This is a genomic window from Rothia sp. (in: high G+C Gram-positive bacteria), assembly GCF_015265375.1.
Taxonomy (GTDB): domain Bacteria; phylum Actinomycetota; class Actinomycetes; order Actinomycetales; family Micrococcaceae; genus Rothia.
Genome location: NZ_JABZXW010000049.1, coordinates 1 through 16938 on the forward strand (window position 1 = coordinate 1; position 16938 = coordinate 16938).

The following is a 16938-nucleotide window of genomic DNA, read 5'->3' on the forward strand; positions in this document are numbered from 1 at the left end:
ATTTTGGGTTGCGCCCCAAGTCGCGTACCGGTTTGCGCAGCGGTTTTCACGCCGAGTTACACCCCAAGTTCAAAATATTGTCACTGCGGTGCATATTTTTCGTCATTTTCATTTGAATATCCCTCAAAAGCTCTCTACTTGGGGTTGCGCCTATCGTATACTGTTGTGCATGCCTTCTATCAAGTCTCCTATCGCGAAAGCTTCTTTGACCGGCGCAATCGTTGCTGTGGTTGCCGTCGGTTCCTTTGGCGTGTACTCCGCAGGAGGCTTCAACGCGCCCGGTGCCACTGCCGCTACCGCTGCCGCGAGCGCCGAGCCTACCCAGTCGGCGCAGGAAAGCCCCAGCGAGTCCCCCTCCCCCGAGCAGACTCCGGAACCGACTACCCAGGCGCAGAAGATTGAACGCACCGCGCAGAACGCCTTCGGCAAGGAAGGCGCGCAGGCAACCGGTGAGATTCAGGCGCCGTTCTCCACCTCCGCTGATGCCGCCGACATGCTGGTTCAGCAGTTCAAGGGCGGCGTGGTCATGTACACCCCCAAGTACGGCCCGGTCGCGGTGGAAACCGGCGTCTACACGCACTGGTGGAAGCAGCGCGAGTACAGTGACTTTGCTGGCTGGGAGGGTCTGCCGGTGAGCTGGCGTTCCGAGAACGGCGTTCTGTACACCAAGTTCGAGAAGGCTGAACTCTACTGGGATACGGCGAACAGCCTGCCGCGCAACACCAACGTTCTGGGAGCCAAGGACGCCCTGGTGATTGGTGACTCGCAGGTGACCTCAACCTCCTGGGTTGGTTTGGGCTTGAAGCAGGCAGGTTTTGTACCGTACCTGTTCCGTTGCGGCGGCGTGGGTTTTGTGACCGCCCGCGAGGGTGTGTGCCCCTCCTACTATCAGGGTGTGATGGGCGGCCGTTGGGCTCTGCCGAGTGGTAACCCCGGCATCATTTACCTGGATGCCTCCGGTAACGACATTTACATTCACGAGGATGAGACGAAGGCTCGCGAGCACGTGAACGCTCACCAGACTCAGGTCATTGAGCAGCTGCGACGTATGTACCCGTCGTCGAAGATTGTGTTCGGTGGTGTGGTGTCTATGGATGAGGCGTCTGCACCGGATAAGCAGGTGGCGCATAAGCGTCACGTGGCAAACGAGGTGGCAAGGCAGGGTGCCCGCGAGACCGGCGTGCTGTTCATGGACACCTCGGGCTGGCAGAGCCTCTACCTGGCTGAGGGTGACATGGCTGATGGCGTGCATCTGAAGGAGAAGGCGCACCATAAGCTGGCGGGCCCCTTTGCGACTCGTCTGCGTGAACTGCTCGGCACCGCGTAAACTAACTGTGTAATCAGCCGAGTACATCAGCTTCGATCAACGCATATAGCATTAGAATGAGGCGCCGTAAGGATTGAATCCTTCCGGCGCCTCATTCGTTTGAGTGGGTTACCCACCGCAGCTCTCAAGTTAGTGTGCGGGTTTTATGCCGCGACGTTTGCCTGGCGTTCCTTCGCCTCGGCCTTCTGGTGTGCGAGCACGCCCTCCGCAAGGCGACGCTTCTGACGCTCACGAGCGGCTTCCTTCTCACGCTGCTCGGCAGCCCAGGCGACCGGGTCAATGTCAATCGACTCGTAGTGCCATTCGCCAATGTAGTCGCGAATCGGGGCGACCCAGGTGACGGGAATGCCGCGGCGCAGGTACACCTCGTGGTCGGTGTCTTCAAAAGCGTGGATAATGCGGTTGCCGTCAGCAATCAGGGACTCAATGACGGAGTCCTTCCATGCGGGGCTGTTGGAGCCGTCGTTGCCGGGCTTAGCGAACACGTGCTTGGGTTCCAGACCTGCGCGGGCGATGAACTGGTTCAATTCCTTCATGTAGGTGCCATCGCGGCCGGTAATTACTACGACCTCTGCGCCGGTGTCTGCCGCGATTTCGCGAACACGGTCGGCAATTTCAACATTGACCGTGGCGTTGCGGATGGCCTTGAAGAATCGGCGGTTGCTTGCGAAGAAACCGGTCAGGTACTTGTCCATCTGATCTCGGTTGCTGGCAAGGGTACCGTCAATGTCGACTGCAATCAGATCCATATAGGTCTCACTTTCGATCCGTACGGGAAGAATGCGCCTGGTGAGGGCGCGGCGGAAGAGTTCCCGTGCGGTGTGGCTGGTAATCGGTGTGTCAAAGACGCCCCGGTGAAAGGGCGTAGTTTTTCTAGAATACCCTATTTTTGTAAAGTAATGCCTCATCGAGCGTCATATTAAGCTCGTCATCTTTATTTCATTGCCCCTAGAAAAACCGCTGGTGGCGCAGGCTAAGAGCCCACACCACCAGCGTAAAAAGTCTAGAAATGTCTCGAGGAAAGTTAGAGCAGCGAACCGGAACCGCGGCGCACCAGCACCATACCGGCGGGCGCCACAATGCGCAGCCACTCCTCCGAACCTACGTGCGCAGCGAACAGCGGCAGATCGCCCGTGAAGCCTTCCGGGATGAAACCGAACACGCGCAGGGCGAATGCCGCGCCGGTCGGTACTAGCACGGTATCGAACTCGGGTAGGTACTCGAGCACCATGTCGGAGGACCAAATACGCGAGCGCACCGTGGAAAGCACAGCAGCGCCGGGGTTCTCGGGCAGGGCGCGTTCTACCGCCTCCAGACCTTCTGCGGTGGCGCGGTGGAACTCTTCAATCGGGACGGTACCAACCTCGTACCAGCCGCTGAGCGGGGCTGACTTGCCAGCCCAGCTAGCGTTGACGGTCACCGGCGGCATGAACAGCACCAGCTGCGAGTTCTCTTCGTTGCCCTGTTCTTCTGCCTGCTTCTGCAGACGCGCCAGACGGTCCAGCAGCGCCTGCGCCTGTACGGTCATGTCCAGGGTGGAGTCAGCCAGCAGGTGCAGGGCACGCAGACCCATGATGACCGGGGTGTCCGAAGAGGCATCCTGCGGCTCCAGGGAGCAGGCGAATACCGCCACCACGCGGCCGCGCGCGGTCAGGCGGATAGCGGCGTCCGGGTTCACCGCCAGGGCGCGAGAAATGTAGGTGGCAAGGTCCTTGACCACTGCGGCACCCTGCGCGCCGCCGGGCAGGATCAGGTAGGGCTCCTCCACGCCTTCGTGGGGGTTGTACTTGAGCTCAATAGGTGCTGCCGCGTTCGGTGCGCTGTTCTGTTCGGGAGCGTTCTCCTGCACGGGGGTATTGTCAGGGGTGGTTTCAGACGGCGTAGTCATTTCTGCTCCTTTTCGGCGTTGGCCTGCTCGGTGGCAAGTTGGTGGGTGATATATGCGATGGTGTGTTAGGGGAACGTTCCGGATTGTTCATCCAGATCGATAATCCGGGCCGTTGTTCCTAGTCAATGTTCCGAATCAACCTGTCGTGGTTGTCTCAGAGTATGCTCTCCCACTCTACGCCAGAAACCGGCTCATTGAAAACGTGCGAGAATAAAACCATGACCAAGCCCACTGTGACCCAAAACCTCATGCGGATGCTGGACCTCTCCCCCGTGGAGGCGGCGCCCGCCTCCTTCGGTAGTGATGAAGTGTCTACCGGCGTGACGCTCACCCGCGAGCAGCCGCGTACTTTCGGTGGTCAGGTTCTTGCCCAGTCGATTATTGCCGCCGACCGCACGGTGGAGGGCAAGGACATCCACTCGATTCACGCCTATTTTCTGCGTCCCGGCGATATTGAGCGTGAACTGTTCTTCGCCACTCAGCGCCTGAACGATAGCCGTTCCTTCTCGACCCGCCGCGTGCAGGTGTTCCAGGATGAGGCGCCCATGTTCTCTGCAATTATGTCTTTCCAGGCGGATAGCCGCGGCCCGGAGCACACCGCGGTCACCATGCCGGAGGTTCCGGACCCCGAGTCCCTTCCGAAGGTCAGCGATTATCTGGGCCAGCTCCCCCACCCCATTGCACAGGCGGTAGCGTGGGAACGTCCGATTGATATGCGCCACGTGGATGCGCCCCTGTACACTCAGCCGGATGCCTCCTCGACACAGCCGCGTGCCTGCGTGTGGTTCAAGACCTTTGACCGCCTGGTGCATGCTGATGGTTCTGAGGCGTCGGAGGCGGAGCACCGCGCCGCTATCGCCTACGCTTCGGATTACCTGCCGCTGGAGCCTGCTCTGCGTCGTCACGGCAAGTTCTGGCTGGAACCGGGCCTCAAGAGCGCCTCGCTGGATCACGCGATGTGGTTCCACCGCCCGGCGCGCGCCGACGAGTGGCTGCTGTACGTGCTGGATTCCCCGAGCGCGCAGGGCGGCAGGATGCTCGCGCAGGGTTCGATTTTCAATCGTTCCGGTGAGCTGGTGGCGACCGTGGCGCAGGAAATGATGTTCCGCCTGCCGGAATATCGATAAAGCAGAGCACCGCTAGGACTACCGGAAGGCGTCAGGCGAACCTGGCAGAGCATACAGAAAGACCGTGTGAGGTGGTTGTCTCACACGGTCTTTCTTATGTTCTAGTGTACGGTCTAGAAGCCGTTTGGAAGCTCTTATTTAGCTTCGCCGTCAATCACACCGTCCGGGGAAATGTGCACGGTGCTCTTGGTGCGGCGGGAAACAAAGAAGTCACCCACGAATACCAGACCGGTCACCAGAAGACCCAGTGCTGCCATCCATACTGCCGCCACGCCGTAGATTATCGGGAACAGCACCACGAGCAAGCCCAGAATAAGGGTACCAATAGCAGAGAGCTGCAGGTGGCGTCCGGCGGCGTAGCTCAGGTATTTCATGGCCTGGGCAGTCATCAGACGAATCAGCGCCCACATAATCATCCACGTACCCACAATGGTCGGGATGAAGGTTGCCTGTGCACCCACCGAGGCAGTCAGCAGAATCAGGCCAGCCACCACGGTCAAGATGCCGTCAACCAGGTCCCAGCCGGTACGTGCCTGCTTTGGCGTGCCGAAGTAACGCACCAGTTCAAACACGCCACCAAGCCACACCGAAATGGAGAACACATAACCCAGAACTACCAGCGGAATAGCGGGATTGGCGAACATGTAGATTGCCGCTGCAATCAGCAACAGACCGGTAACCAAGGACATCCAGTTATATTTTGAAAGCATAATGCTCTTCTCTTCGTAATCACATGTGTCAGTTGCACTTACGTGCATACCCATTATAAACCGTGAATATGAAATCCGCCACGATATATCGGTCGCCACTGAGCGAACTATTTCTACCGACGAACACGCGACCCTCCCCTCGCCAGCACATACAGCAGCCAACGCGCGCAGCATCCAGTACACACAGCGCGTACGGCATCCAGCGCATATGGCATCTAGCGGGCACAGCAAAGCCCCGCCTCCCCACGCTTCAACAGCGCAGGAGGCGGGGCTCGCTACCGAACTAAACCCTATCGGGTCAGCTTGCGGTGCACCACGCGGTGCGGCTTAGCAGCCTCAGGGCCGAGGCGCTCAATCTTGTTCTTCTCGTAGGACTCGAAGTTACCCTCGAACCAGTACCACTGATCCGGGTTCTCATCGGTGCCCTCCCACGCCAGGATGTGGGTTGCCACGCGGTCCAGGAACCAACGGTCGTGGGATACGACCACTGCACAGCCGGGGAATTCCAGCAACGCATTTTCCAGGGATGCAAGGGTCTCAACGTCCAGGTCGTTAGTGGGCTCATCGAGCAGCAGCAGGTTACCGCCCTGCTTGAGGGTCAGCGCCAGGTTCAGACGGTTACGCTCACCACCGGAGAGCACACCCGCCTTCTTCTGCTGGTCCGGGCCCTTAAAGCCGAACGCGGAAACGTACGCACGCGAAGGCATTTCAACGTTGCCGACCTGGATGTAGTCCAGACCGTCAGAGACGACCTCCCAGAGGCTCTTCTCCGGGTCGATGTTCGCGCGGTTCTGGTCAACATACGAAATCTTGACGGTCTCGCCGACCTTCAGGGAGCCGCCGTCCAGGGGCTCCAGGCCAACGATGGTCTTGAACAGGGTAGACTTACCCACACCGTTAGGACCAATCACACCCACAATGCCGTTACGGGGCAGGGAGAAGGACAGACCGTTAATCAGGGAACGACCGTCGAAGCCCTTCTGCAGGTTCTCAGCCTCAATAACCACGTTACCCAGGCGGGGTCCCGGAGGAATCTGAATCTCTTCAAAGTCGAGCTTGCGGGTCTTCTCAGCCTCCGCAGCCATCTCCTCGTAGCGTGCCAGACGAGCCTTCGACTTAGCCTGGCGGCCCTTAGCGTTGGAGCGGACCCAGTCCAGTTCCTCGCTCAGGCGCTTAGCGAGCTTAGCATCCTTCTTGCCCTGAACCTCAAGGCGGGAGCGCTTCTTCTCCAGGTAGGTGGAGTAGTTACCCTCGTAGGGGTACAGGTTACCGCGGTCAACCTCAGCGATCCATTCTGCCACGTGGTCGAGGAAGTAACGGTCGTGGGTAATCGCGATGACGGCACCCTCGTAGGACTGCAGGTGCTGCTCCAGCCAGAGCACGGACTCTGCGTCCAGGTGGTTGGTGGGCTCGTCGAGCAGCAGCAGGTCAGGCTTCTGCAGCAGCAGCTTGCACAGTGCCACGCGGCGGCGCTCACCACCGGAGAGGTGGGTAACGGGCATGTCAGCGGGCGGGCAGCGCAGCGCCTCCATTGCCTGCTCCAGCTGGGAGTCCAGGTCCCATGCGTTAGCGGCGTCGATAGCTTCCTGCAGCTGACCCATTTCCTCCATGAGGGCGTCGAAGTCAGCGTCCGGCTCAGCCATCAGGGCGGAGATTTCGTTGAAGCGGTCCAGCTTGGACTTAATCTCGCCCACGCCTTCCTCAACGTTGCCCAGAACGGTCTTCTCTTCGTTCAGCGGCGGCTCCTGCATGAGGATACCCACGGTGTAACCGGGGGTCAGGCGCGCCTCACCGTTGGAGGGCTGGTCGAGGCCAGCCATAATCTTCAGGATGGTCGACTTACCCGCACCGTTCGGACCAACCATACCGATCTTGGCGCCGGGGAAGAACGACATCGTCACGTCGTTAAGGATGACCTTGTCGCCCACAGTCTTGCGGGCCTTGATCATCTGATAAATAAATTCAGCCATAGTTACCTATTTTAGCGTGGATTTGCCGGGCAGTACGAGAGTTTTTGGTTGCGTGCTAGGCGGGGTACCGTGCGGGGCACTAGACTCGAAGCTATGAGCACAACCCCCTCCCCCAAAGTTCTGCGACCCGAGGACCTGGAGCATACCCTGCACCGCCTCGCGCTCGCCATGCCGCTGGCAACCTCCGACCAGCCGTTCGGGCCCGAGCACACGGTGTACCGCATCGGCGACAAGATGTTCGCCATGTACACGGAGGGCATCGGCTGCCCCATCGTGAACCTCAAAACCGATCCGGAAGAGTCGGAGGTGCTGCGGCGCATCTACCCGAGCATCATCCCGGCATGGCACATGAATAAGCGGCACTGGATCTCTGTGGGAGCCGGCGAGGGTGTCACCGAGCGGGTGCTGGAGGAGCTGGTCGAGGATGCGTACCTGCGCGTTATGTACTCGCTGCCGAAGTCGAAGCGACCCATCGAGTTCCGTGAGCGCCCGGTACCCGAAAAGCACTAGGCTAAAACAACCAGGCGGGAATAGTCCGCCAGAATTTTCGCATTAAATAGCGGAGCGGGTGAGCTTCGGTCCGGACCACCGAGTTGCTCACCCGCTAAGCAAAGCACTTTTCTATCCGCGGCTGGGAGGGTCATCAACCACGATGAACGCTCGAACCACCAAGCTCCCATCCCATATATTGCGGGGTCCAGTACCATGCACCACTTGTGTGAATACGTGATAGTTGAGTCGGCTCCCCTGCCAGACCTTCCTATGCAGAGGAGGTACTCACACGGGTGCGCTGAATATTCCCTTGAGTGACTCGGCTGTCTCATGCGATGTAGCCGAGAGGGGATCGCTGTCCTCGCCCGAACTACCGGCACGGACGAAGTGTGCTCTCGGGAATAATAATAACCTTTTTGCATTAAAGTGTCACTTTCGGATTGAAGGATTTCAGGGGCATTTATTGACCATAATTCAGGTGTTTTATAGCACCGAACCCACATATCCAACCACCACGAAATACCTGCAGATTTTATGCCCCGAAAAATCAAGGAGGGGCCGCGCCGACCCTCCCTTATATCGCCTCCACATGGGCTAATACCCACTTAAAGCAATATTCAGAAAAGTCAGCGCGACCCCTCACTATATGAGATAAATTCTTCATCTCACATGGGCTTCAACCGTAAATCCGGTCAGACGCAGACAAACACAGATGTTAGTCGTCGAATTCCACCTTCTCGAAGCTCATGGTGCCATCAGCGTGAGAAACAACAGTATTCGGGTCACGTTCACGACGAGCCGCCGCGTACGCATCGTGGCTTGCCTCATCAACCCAGCGGGTCACCACGAAATAGTCGCCGCCCTCATCCAGGGGGCGCCACAGCTCAAAACCCTCAAAGCCGGGGAAAGAGTCAGCGATGTGGCGGGCAGCGGCGAAGCGCTTCTCCAGCTCAGCACGGTTGTCGCCAACGACAGCCAAACGGTGAACCTTAACAACGGACATGTGTCCTCCTTCTGTTGAGTACGTGCTTTCAACGATGAAAGCGGGTTATAACCTCGCACCAGCTATAGGTGAGCTATGTTCTTAGCGAGGTTAACCTCAGAATAACGGGTCGCGGGCACAAAAAATAGGGGTTAGCGCCAACTAACAGTTATATGACGCCAACCCCCATTCAGAGAATCACGAGGCACCCACAGGCACCCGTTCGAAGCTTAGGATTCCGGCTGGGTCTGCACGGTATTAGGCTGCACGGTATTAGACTGTGCAGTATCAGGCTGTGCCGCCTGAGCCTCGCTATCAGCCTGCGGTGCGGGGTTCTTCTTCGCCTTCTTCTGAGCCGCCTTCGCCGGGTTCGCAAAATGCACCCCGCGCTCAGCCAAGAAGCGGCGATCCTTCTTATCCCACTGCTCCACCGGGTACGCCTCCAACAGGTCCGGGCGGCGCTCCAGGGTACGCTCAATCTGACGGTCACGACGCCAACGCGCAATCGCACCGTGATTACCCGACAGCAGCACCTCCGGCACCTCACGGTCACGCCACACGGCGGGCTTCGTGTACACCGGATACTCCAGCAGACCACCCGTATGCGACTCCTCCTCCAGGGAGGCGGGGTTACCCATCGCGCCCGGAATCAGGCGGGTGATAGCCTCAATCATCGCCATGACCGCAACCTCACCACCGTATAGCACGTAATCGCCCAGGGACACGGGCATCACGCGGAAGCTCTCCTGCGCCCAGTCCAGCACACGCTCATCAATGCCCTCGTAGCGTGCCGGAGCGAAGACAATATGCTTCTCCTCCGCCAGCTCGTACGCCATCGCCTGATCGAAAACGGCACCCGCCGGGGACGGGACAATCAGCAGCGGACGGGTATCAGCGGCGGGTTCGGCAGTGGGCTCGGTGCCCTCAGACTCGGCACCCTCAGTAGAATCTTCGGAAGCGTTCAGCGGGGAGGCGGCAAGCACCTCATCCAGCGCCAAACCCCACGGCTCCGCCTTCATCACCATGCCCGCGCCACCACCGTACGGGGTGTCATCCACCGTGCGGTGACGGTCAAACGTGTACTCACGCAGATCGTGCAGGTGCAGATCCACCAGACCCTTCTCACGAGCCTTGCCCAGCAGGGACAGCTTCAGCGGCTCCAGGTACTCGGGGAAAATCGTGACCACATCGTAGCGCACGGACTACTCCCCCGCCTGCTCGGTCGCCTGCGCAGAATCCTGCTCAGCGTCCTCGACCAGGTCAATCAAACCCGCCGGAGGGGTCAGTAGCACAAAGCCGGGCTCATCCTCGGTCGAGGGAACCACCTCGGGCACAATCTCCTCAACAAAAGGAATCATGATCTCTTCACCCGCGCCGGAGGCAAGACGCGGCGAACGAGCCAGCTTAATCAGCAGCAAATCCTGAACCGGCATGGTCTGCAGACCGGTCACCTTACCCAGCGGCTTACCCACAGCCGGGTTATCCACGGGGCTCTCACCCTCGGGAACGTCCGCCAGCAGGTACACGGGCAGGTTCACCAGCTCCTGCTCGTAGAAGCCCTCTTCATCGCCCTCATCCTCGGGAACCTCGTAGACCAGGCGGCTGCCGCGCAGCTCCTCAGCCTGGTTGCGGGTGGTCACCTCATCAAAACGGACCACCAGAATCTTCTTATTCCAGCGGGCACCGGCAACCGTCAGCTCACCGGTAGGCGCCACCGAAGCGGCAGCAGAGCCGGGCTTGAAATTCTCGATGCCGAGTACCTCACCGCGGGCAAAACGCTCCTGCGGGGCATCAGTAAAGAGCTGAACCGTCACCTCACCACGAATACCGTGAGGCTTACCGATACGAGCCACCACAACCTGCATAATTTTCCTCCGCTGGATACAAGCTAAAAACCTACGCCGTGCACGTGCACGGCTCCCACTATTCTACCGGGCACTTAGGACGGGCGCATTCTGCCGCACGCACTATCACCGGGACCCGGGTACGCGAAAGCCCCCGCCTTCCGGAAAAATTCCGGGAGCGGGGGCTTCAAGCGTTTACGAGCTAGCGTCGCTTTTTGTCGGTGTCGATAATGTCGATACGCATCGGCTCGCCATCAGAAATAGCGTCCATCACCAGACGGATGCTCTTGGCGGTACGACCAGACCTGCCGATAACTCGGCCCAGGTCATCCGGATGCACGCGAACCTCAAGGGTTTCACGGTGACGCTGAGTGCGCAGGCGCACCTTCACGTCCTCCGGACGATCGACAATCCCTCGAACCAGGTGTTCGAGTGCGTCAGCCAACATAATTACTCAGCTGCTTCCTCAGCCTCAGCCTCGGGTGCTGCTTCCTCAGCAGCCTCTTCAGCCTTCTCAGCCTTGGGGGTGATAGCCTCGGGCAGGATCACGGAACCCTTTTCGGGAACAACGAACTCAGCCTTAGCCTCGACGGGCAGAACCTTGGACTCTGCCTTCTCGCCCTTGAATGCAGCCCAGTCGCCCGAGAGCTTCAGCAGAGCCAGAACCTGCTCGGTCGGCTGTGCGCCGACGGAGAGCCAGTACTGAGCACGCTCAGAGTTGATCTCGATACGCGAGGGGTGCTCGGTCGGGTGGTAAATACCGATCTCTTCGATAGTCTTACCGTCGCGCTTGACGCGCGAATCAGCGATCACGACGCGGTAACGAGGATCGCGGATCTTACCCATACGCTTGAGACGAATCTTAACAGCCACTTTAGTGGTTACTCCTGTTTCATAATTTGGTGCGAGGCACACGGTTCAGCACCCGTGGGGCGGGCCATTCACGGCGCCTCTATGGACACAACGGCGCGCGAAGAGAGGGGTCGCGCGTCGCCGGGTACTCAGCTAGGGTATCAGAGCCCAAGATTTTAAGCTAGCGACACGGAAAAATAATTGCCGCAGGCACCGAACATCACTTTTAAACAGCGTTCTGTGCCCGGTAGCCCCCCCCTGCGCAACCGCCCTGCAGCCGCCGCTAGTCGAGGTTGTTAGGAGTCGAGGTTGCTCATCTCCAGAGTCTCCCCCGTCTCCAGGGCGCGGTAGCACTCACGCAGACGCTCCACCATCGACGGACGCACGTAGCCCTCCAGGTTCTCCGGAGCAACCCACTCATAGGTCACCAGCTCAGCATCCTGCAGGGTAATCTTCGTATCCGCCGCAATCACGCCGCCGTCATACATGTAGTAGGTCGAATCGCCCCACACACCCAACGCCAGGCCGTGGAAAATCAGCAACACACGACCCAGCTTCACATCCAGGCCCAGCTCCTCCACAATCTCACGCTCACAACCGGGCTTGGGCGCCTCGCCAGCCTCCACGGTGCCGCCGGGAAGAATCCAGCCGTCCTTATAGTTCGGCTTCACCAGCAGCATCTCACCGCGCTCATTACGAATCAGCGCGCCCGCCGCCAAACGGCGCGTGGGCAAGGTGGCGATAAAAGCCTTCAGCTCTTCATCGCTCAGATAGGAATCCTTCATGGCTTCTTTCCTTTAGCGGTCGGTTTTCTTCGCAGCGCGCTGCCTGATGCTACGCACTATACCCAGGGCACGCTCACGCAGTCCAGAGGGTGCCTGCTCCGTGGACGGGGCGGCATCCTCCACCGTGCGGTAGTGGCCCTCACGCAAATCATCAATCAGAGTGCGCTTCTTGGTCGAGGGCTGCTCCCCTGCGGTGTCACCCGGATGCACCAACTCAGCATCCGCCACCGGGCGGGCATGCTTCTTCATCTGCGTCTGCTCAAATGAACGCAGAACCGTCGGAATCAGAGCCGACTCAACCGTAGCGTTCAGGGCGAAGAGTGCTGCCGCCACCGAGAACTTACGGCTCGCCTTACCCTGAGCACGGCGGCGGCGCGCCACATTCGCCAAGGTCAGAGCGATAGCGCTCTGAGCCGTCACATCCGCACCCAGGACAAGACCCACACGGCGGGTCTTCGCACGAATCTGCTCCGGGGTCAGGCGCTTGCGGCGCGAACGAGGCGCGGGACTCTGAGCGGAAGAGCCCTGAGCGGAGGTGCTCTGCGGTGCGGGGGCCTGGGGTGCAGGACTCTGATCTGCAGAGCTTGAGGAAGCATCGGGCACGGTCTCAACGCTCGGGGCGGCTTCGTTCTGAGGTGCGAGCGCGGCAGAAGGCTCGGGAGCCTGCTGGCTTACCTTTGCCTCGTGCGATGCCTGCTCCTCGGTAGGCGAAGAGTCAGCCTCGTGCAGGGCGCTGTCAAGAGACAGGTAGCCCTCTTCGGTCTCCACGAAGGAATCCGGCGCAGAACCCTCCGGCGAACCCATGTGCGTGTACTCGTAGGGGATGTGCGCGTTGTTGAGAGCGTCCATCCACTCGGCGAGGGTCACGCGGCGGCCGGTCGCAACCAGTCGGTAGCTACGCTCCATGGGCGAGGGGAAGTTGCCCGGGTAGGGTTCAATCTCCTCGTCATCCTCGAAGGAATCGTCCTCTACGGGGGTGCTCTCGGAGAAAGTAGCCTCGGCAGCGGAGTCATCCAGCGGGAAGGTAACGTCCAGGGCTTCAGAAGTCTGCGCCTCGTCAGCAGGTTCAGCCGCAGGCTGCGCGAATCCCTCATCCTCGTTGCCGAAGATGCGCGCCGTGCTAATCGACGCCACATCAAAACCGGTGGTCGGAACCAGCGCCAGCTCCGTGGGAACGTCCAGCAGCTGCAGCACCGACTCCAACGCCAGGGTATTGCTCGTATCGCGCAGGTACGCATTCAGGCGGCGGCCGGTAATGGAGTCAGCCTCCACACCAAACATCGCCATGACATTAGCGATGCCCTGCTCGATTTCTTCCTCATCGGAACCGAAAATCTTCGAACCCGACAGCTCCGGGGCGCTACCGGGAAGCTCCGAGAGCAGGTCCTCCAACATGCCGCCAAAACGTGCGACTTCCTCACGGCTGAGGGCACGGTTCAGGCGCTTAGGCACACGCTGCCAGGTGAACTCCTCCACGATGTTCTCGTAGGGTTCACCGAACGCCTCCAGGTACCACTCCTCATCCGAGTATGGGTCGCGGGCGGGCTCCTCATAGACCACCAGGTGCTGCTGGTTCGCGTTGCCCTCAGCAATCAGGGCGTTGCAGTTCAGCAGGCCCAGCAGTGCCATCAGATCCACCGGGTCGGCAGAAATGAGGGTCCACTCCCCCGCCGGTGCGGCAACAACCTGCCGAGTACCGGCAGGGAGGTACGCCAAAAGAAGCCCGGTAATCATGTCAATGGGCAGGTCGACGAGCATGGCGGCGTCGCCGTCCACCAGGAACTCCAGCTCACCCTGCCCACCGGGCAGCTCCTCCCACACGGTCGCCTCACCCTCCAGGGCGGCACCGGTAACCGGTAGCTGATCCACCAGCTGCGCCACATAATCCTCAACGGGGGTACCCACGTGCAAGTGGCCGTCAGCAACCTCCAGCACGTTCATATAGCCCTCATCATCCACGGCGCACAGCACGTAGAGCTGCACCTGATGCTCACCCATCTCGTAAGCAATCAGCTCCGGGGAGGCGGCGGTCGCCTCAATAAGGGCGGCAATCAGCTCCTCATCGGTGGTGGAACGAGCCATGATGCGGCGGCGCTGAATCTTCTCTTCCAGCTCCATGGTCTGCTCGATGCGCTCATTGCGCTGCTTCTCGGCGGTGCGCTCCTCGTCCTGGGCGCGCAGGTATTCGGGGCTATCCGATTCGCCAGTTCCGGCGGGTGCGGGGGCCTCGTCCCACATGCCGGTGAGCTTATCGACGGTCCACTCTTCGCTCTCCAGGGCGGCGGCGAGGCGGTCAACCTTCGTGCGGTCGTTCCAGGCGCGCTGCGTATCGGGGTCTTCCGCCTTGACCTCCTCGTGCATGCTGCGGGCTTCACGAATGAGGTTCAGGATGGTTGCGGCAACATCGTCGACCGCGGGATCGTCGCTCTCGCTCGAGTAGACGAGGTCGCCCGCCAGTTCGGCGGAGTGCTCCCCGTACTCGAGGGCGATACGCGCCCAGACGGGGGTGTACCCGGGAAGGATGCTCGAATCATCGTCGAAGCCGTCCGCAAAGTCGCCTGCGATACCGTCTTCAAGATCGCCCGAAAGGTCGCCTTCAAGAATCTCTGCGGGAGTATCAGAGAAGCCCAGCGAACCCTCCTCAGCTACAGGCTCAACAGCAGAATCGCCTGCAGATTCTCCAGCAGACTCACCGACAGGGCCCTCTACAGCATCATCAGCGAAGGCGCGCTGAGACCACGGCGTGACCTGCTCATTCAGCTGATCATCCGCGTTCTCTCGATCCCAATTCTGCTCGTTCTGAGCCATTGATACCTTCCCTTCACACCATTCATGCACCCAAACCGGGCACCATACCGGTACGGGTGCGCCCCGTCACCACGTGCGCACCCGTACCACCCCTTACCGGGGCTCATATTTGCTCTTACTGCAGGAACTTCTCGAAGCCCTTCGGCAGGTTCATGCTGGACAGATCCATCTCCTGGTTCTGAGCCTGCTGACCGAATGCAGCACCGGCGCGAGCCTGCTGCGCCTTAGCTGCTGCCGCTTCCTGCGCCGCACGCTTCTGCGGGTTGCCGGAGCGAGCCTTCTTCTTCTTGTTGTTCTTCGCGTTCTTACGAGCGCCACCGGCCGCAGCCGCCATACCGGGCATCTGCATACCACCGGGCATGCCGGGCATCTTGCCCGAAGCGAGCTTCTTCATCATCTTCTGAGCCTGAGCGAAACGCTCCATCAGCTGGTTCACCTCAGACACGGTCACACCCGCACCCTTAGCGATACGGGCACGGCGAGAACCGTTAATGATGCGCGGAGCCACACGCTCGTGCGGGGTCATGGAGCGAACAATCGCCTCCACGCGGTCGATCTCGCGCTCGTCAAAAGCCTCAAGCTGCTGACGCATCTGAGCCGCACCGGGCATCATCATGAGCAGCTTCTTCATGGAGCCGAGCTTACGAATCTGCTGCATCTGAGCCAGGAAGTCCTCAAAAGTGAAGTCTTCCTGATCGATGAACTTCTTCGCCATGCGGTCGGCTTCTGCCTTATCCCACTGAGCTTCAGCCTGCTCAATCAGAGTCAGGATGTCACCCATATCCAGGATGCGGCTTGCCATACGGTCCGGGTGGAACTGCTCAAAGTCAGTGACGTTCTCGCCGGTGGAGGCGAACATAATCGGCTTGCCGGTCACCGAAGCCACCGACAGCGCTGCACCACCGCGGGCGTCACCATCAAGCTTAGACAGGACCACACCGGTGAAGTCCACACCCTCGTTGAAGGCGTTAGCGGTGTTCACGGCGTCCTGACCGATCATCGCATCGATGACGAACAGAACTTCGTGCGGCTCAATAGCGTCACGAATGTTACGTGCCTGCTGCATGAGCTCAGCGTCAACACCCAGACGACCCGCGGTATCGACAATCACCACGTCGTGCAGCTTAGCGCGAGCCTCAGCCACACCGTCACGTGCCACCTGTACGGGATCGCCGGTGGGTACGTCAAACTCGCTGGTCACACCGGGGTGCGGCGCGTACACGGGCACGCCCGCACGCTCACCAACAACCTTCAGCTGGGTCACCGCGTTGGGGCGCTGCAGGTCGGATGCAATCAGCATCGGGGTGTGACCCTGGCCCTTCAACCAGTGAGCCAGCTTGCCCGCCAGGGTGGTCTTACCGGCACCCTGCAGACCCGCCAGCATGATGATGGTCGGGCCGCTCTTCGCCATGTTGATGCGGCGGGTCGAACCGCCGAGGATGCTCACCAGCTCCTCGTTCACGATCTTGACGATCTGCTGGGAGGGGTTCAGCGCCTCGGAAACTTCCGCACCGAGAGCGCGTTCCTTCACGTGGGCGGTAAATTCGCGGACCACGGGGACGGCGACGTCAGCGTCGAGCAGGGCGCGGCGGATTTCGCGGACGGTTGCATCAATGTCTGCCTCGGAGAGGCGGCCCTTGCCGCGCAGGTTCTTAAAAGTTGCCGTCAAGCGGTCGGAGAGAGAATTGAACACGAGCCGTGATCACTTTCTTAACGTTGAGGTGGCCCCCAGCCGCGAAGGCGAACGGGGATGGTTAGTCAGTCTTTAAGGATACAGGATGCGCGCTTTCTCCCCCGCCTCCACCTGTGGATAAGTGGCACCGGTTCACCCTGAGCTCAGGATTTACACTCAACGTCCCCTCCCGCACCCTTCCTACATCCCTCGGCAAATGCGCGGCAGGTTCCAGACTTACCCCCTCATAGAGGCGCAACAGAAACCCTCAGTAGATGTTCCGCGCCCCGCCTCAGCCTGCTCAACACGTCAGATAGATTAGATTTTCTAGACAGCCTGGGTTAGAATTCTAAAGGTGTTACGCACAAATGCGTGATACGCCCGAGTGGCGGAATTGGCAGACGCGCCTGACTCAAAATCAGGTTCTTCGGAGTGTGGGTTCGAGTCCCACCTCGGGCACCAACGCAAAAGCGGCGGGGAA

Annotated in this window: 15 protein-coding genes and 1 tRNA gene; 4 read left to right on the forward strand and 12 right to left on the reverse strand. The window is 60.0% G+C overall.

Annotation, left to right across the window (positions count from 1 at the left end; translation table 11 throughout):
- The first annotated feature begins 169 nt into the window (after nucleotides 1-169).
- Nucleotides 170-1327 (forward strand): SGNH/GDSL hydrolase family protein, encoded by a 1158-nt coding sequence (locus HXO69_RS06875; protein WP_296546136.1) that lies wholly within the window; start codon nucleotides 170-172, stop codon nucleotides 1325-1327.
- 143 nt (nucleotides 1328-1470) lie between these two features.
- Here the strand turns inward: HXO69_RS06875 and HXO69_RS06880 are convergent, their stop codons facing one another.
- On the reverse strand, nucleotides 1471-2076 hold the full coding sequence (locus tag HXO69_RS06880) for a hypothetical protein (RefSeq protein WP_005508133.1): 606 nt from the start codon (nucleotides 2074-2076) through the stop codon (nucleotides 1471-1473).
- Between the two features lie 275 nt (nucleotides 2077-2351).
- Nucleotides 2352-3215, reverse strand: coding sequence for a transcriptional regulator (locus HXO69_RS06885; protein ID WP_070642588.1), 864 nt, complete (start codon nucleotides 3213-3215; stop codon nucleotides 2352-2354).
- Nucleotides 3216-3433: 218 nt separating this feature from the next.
- Between HXO69_RS06885 and HXO69_RS06890 the strand changes: the two genes are divergently transcribed.
- Complete coding sequence (locus HXO69_RS06890; RefSeq protein WP_049342090.1) at nucleotides 3434-4342, forward strand: acyl-CoA thioesterase II; 909 nt, start codon at nucleotides 3434-3436, stop codon at nucleotides 4340-4342.
- 134 nt (nucleotides 4343-4476) lie between these two features.
- Here the strand turns inward: HXO69_RS06890 and HXO69_RS06895 are convergent, their stop codons facing one another.
- Together HXO69_RS06895 and ettA are read right to left on the reverse strand one after the other, a co-directional pair.
- Nucleotides 4477-5052 (reverse strand): HdeD family acid-resistance protein, encoded by a 576-nt coding sequence (locus HXO69_RS06895; RefSeq protein WP_096741135.1) that lies wholly within the window; start codon nucleotides 5050-5052, stop codon nucleotides 4477-4479.
- A 290-nt stretch (nucleotides 5053-5342) separates the two neighbouring features.
- Nucleotides 5343-7022: an energy-dependent translational throttle protein EttA gene (gene ettA, locus HXO69_RS06900; protein ID WP_296546140.1), complete on the reverse strand. Its 1680-nt coding sequence runs from the start codon at nucleotides 7020-7022 to the stop codon at nucleotides 5343-5345.
- A 93-nt stretch (nucleotides 7023-7115) separates the two neighbouring features.
- On the opposite strand from ettA, the gene HXO69_RS06905 reads away from it, so the two are divergent.
- The gene (locus HXO69_RS06905; RefSeq protein WP_296546142.1) at nucleotides 7116-7532 is read left to right on the forward strand and encodes an MmcQ/YjbR family DNA-binding protein; all 417 of its coding nucleotides are present in this window, start codon (nucleotides 7116-7118) and stop codon (nucleotides 7530-7532) included.
- Nucleotides 7533-8229: 697 nt separating this feature from the next.
- Here HXO69_RS06905 and HXO69_RS06910 read toward each other — a convergent pair.
- The 8 genes from HXO69_RS06910 to ffh all read right to left on the reverse strand — a co-directional run bounded on the left by HXO69_RS06910 (nucleotide 8230) and on the right by ffh (nucleotide 16478).
- Complete coding sequence (locus HXO69_RS06910; RefSeq protein ID WP_070599844.1) at nucleotides 8230-8517, reverse strand: antibiotic biosynthesis monooxygenase; 288 nt, start codon at nucleotides 8515-8517, stop codon at nucleotides 8230-8232.
- Nucleotides 8518-8726: 209 nt separating this feature from the next.
- A complete protein-coding gene (gene trmD / locus HXO69_RS06915) occupies nucleotides 8727-9695 on the reverse strand; it encodes a tRNA (guanosine(37)-N1)-methyltransferase TrmD (RefSeq protein WP_296546146.1) in 969 nt (322 codons plus the stop codon).
- A 3-nt stretch (nucleotides 9696-9698) separates the two neighbouring features.
- Complete coding sequence (gene rimM, locus HXO69_RS06920) at nucleotides 9699-10361, reverse strand: ribosome maturation factor RimM (RefSeq protein WP_005505693.1); 663 nt, start codon at nucleotides 10359-10361, stop codon at nucleotides 9699-9701.
- A 181-nt stretch (nucleotides 10362-10542) separates the two neighbouring features.
- Nucleotides 10543-10788, reverse strand: a complete 246-nt coding sequence (locus HXO69_RS06925) for an RNA-binding protein (protein WP_005505691.1) — start codon at nucleotides 10786-10788, stop codon at nucleotides 10543-10545.
- A gap of 2 nt (nucleotides 10789-10790) precedes the next feature.
- A complete protein-coding gene (gene rpsP, locus HXO69_RS06930) occupies nucleotides 10791-11213 on the reverse strand; it encodes a 30S ribosomal protein S16 (protein ID WP_005505689.1) in 423 nt (140 codons plus the stop codon).
- Nucleotides 11214-11488: 275 nt separating this feature from the next.
- A complete protein-coding gene (locus HXO69_RS06935) occupies nucleotides 11489-11977 on the reverse strand; it encodes an NUDIX hydrolase (RefSeq protein WP_070634725.1) in 489 nt (162 codons plus the stop codon).
- Between the two features lie 12 nt (nucleotides 11978-11989).
- Nucleotides 11990-14785, reverse strand: a complete 2796-nt coding sequence (locus tag HXO69_RS06940; protein WP_296546149.1) for a hypothetical protein — start codon at nucleotides 14783-14785, stop codon at nucleotides 11990-11992.
- A 115-nt stretch (nucleotides 14786-14900) separates the two neighbouring features.
- Nucleotides 14901-16478, reverse strand: coding sequence for a signal recognition particle protein (gene ffh, locus HXO69_RS06945; RefSeq protein ID WP_005505683.1), 1578 nt, complete (start codon nucleotides 16476-16478; stop codon nucleotides 14901-14903).
- Between the two features lie 358 nt (nucleotides 16479-16836).
- Here ffh and HXO69_RS06950 point away from each other — a divergent pair.
- Nucleotides 16837-16919: transfer RNA gene (locus HXO69_RS06950), tRNA-Leu, on the forward strand.
- The last annotated feature ends 19 nt before the right edge of the window (nucleotides 16920-16938 follow it).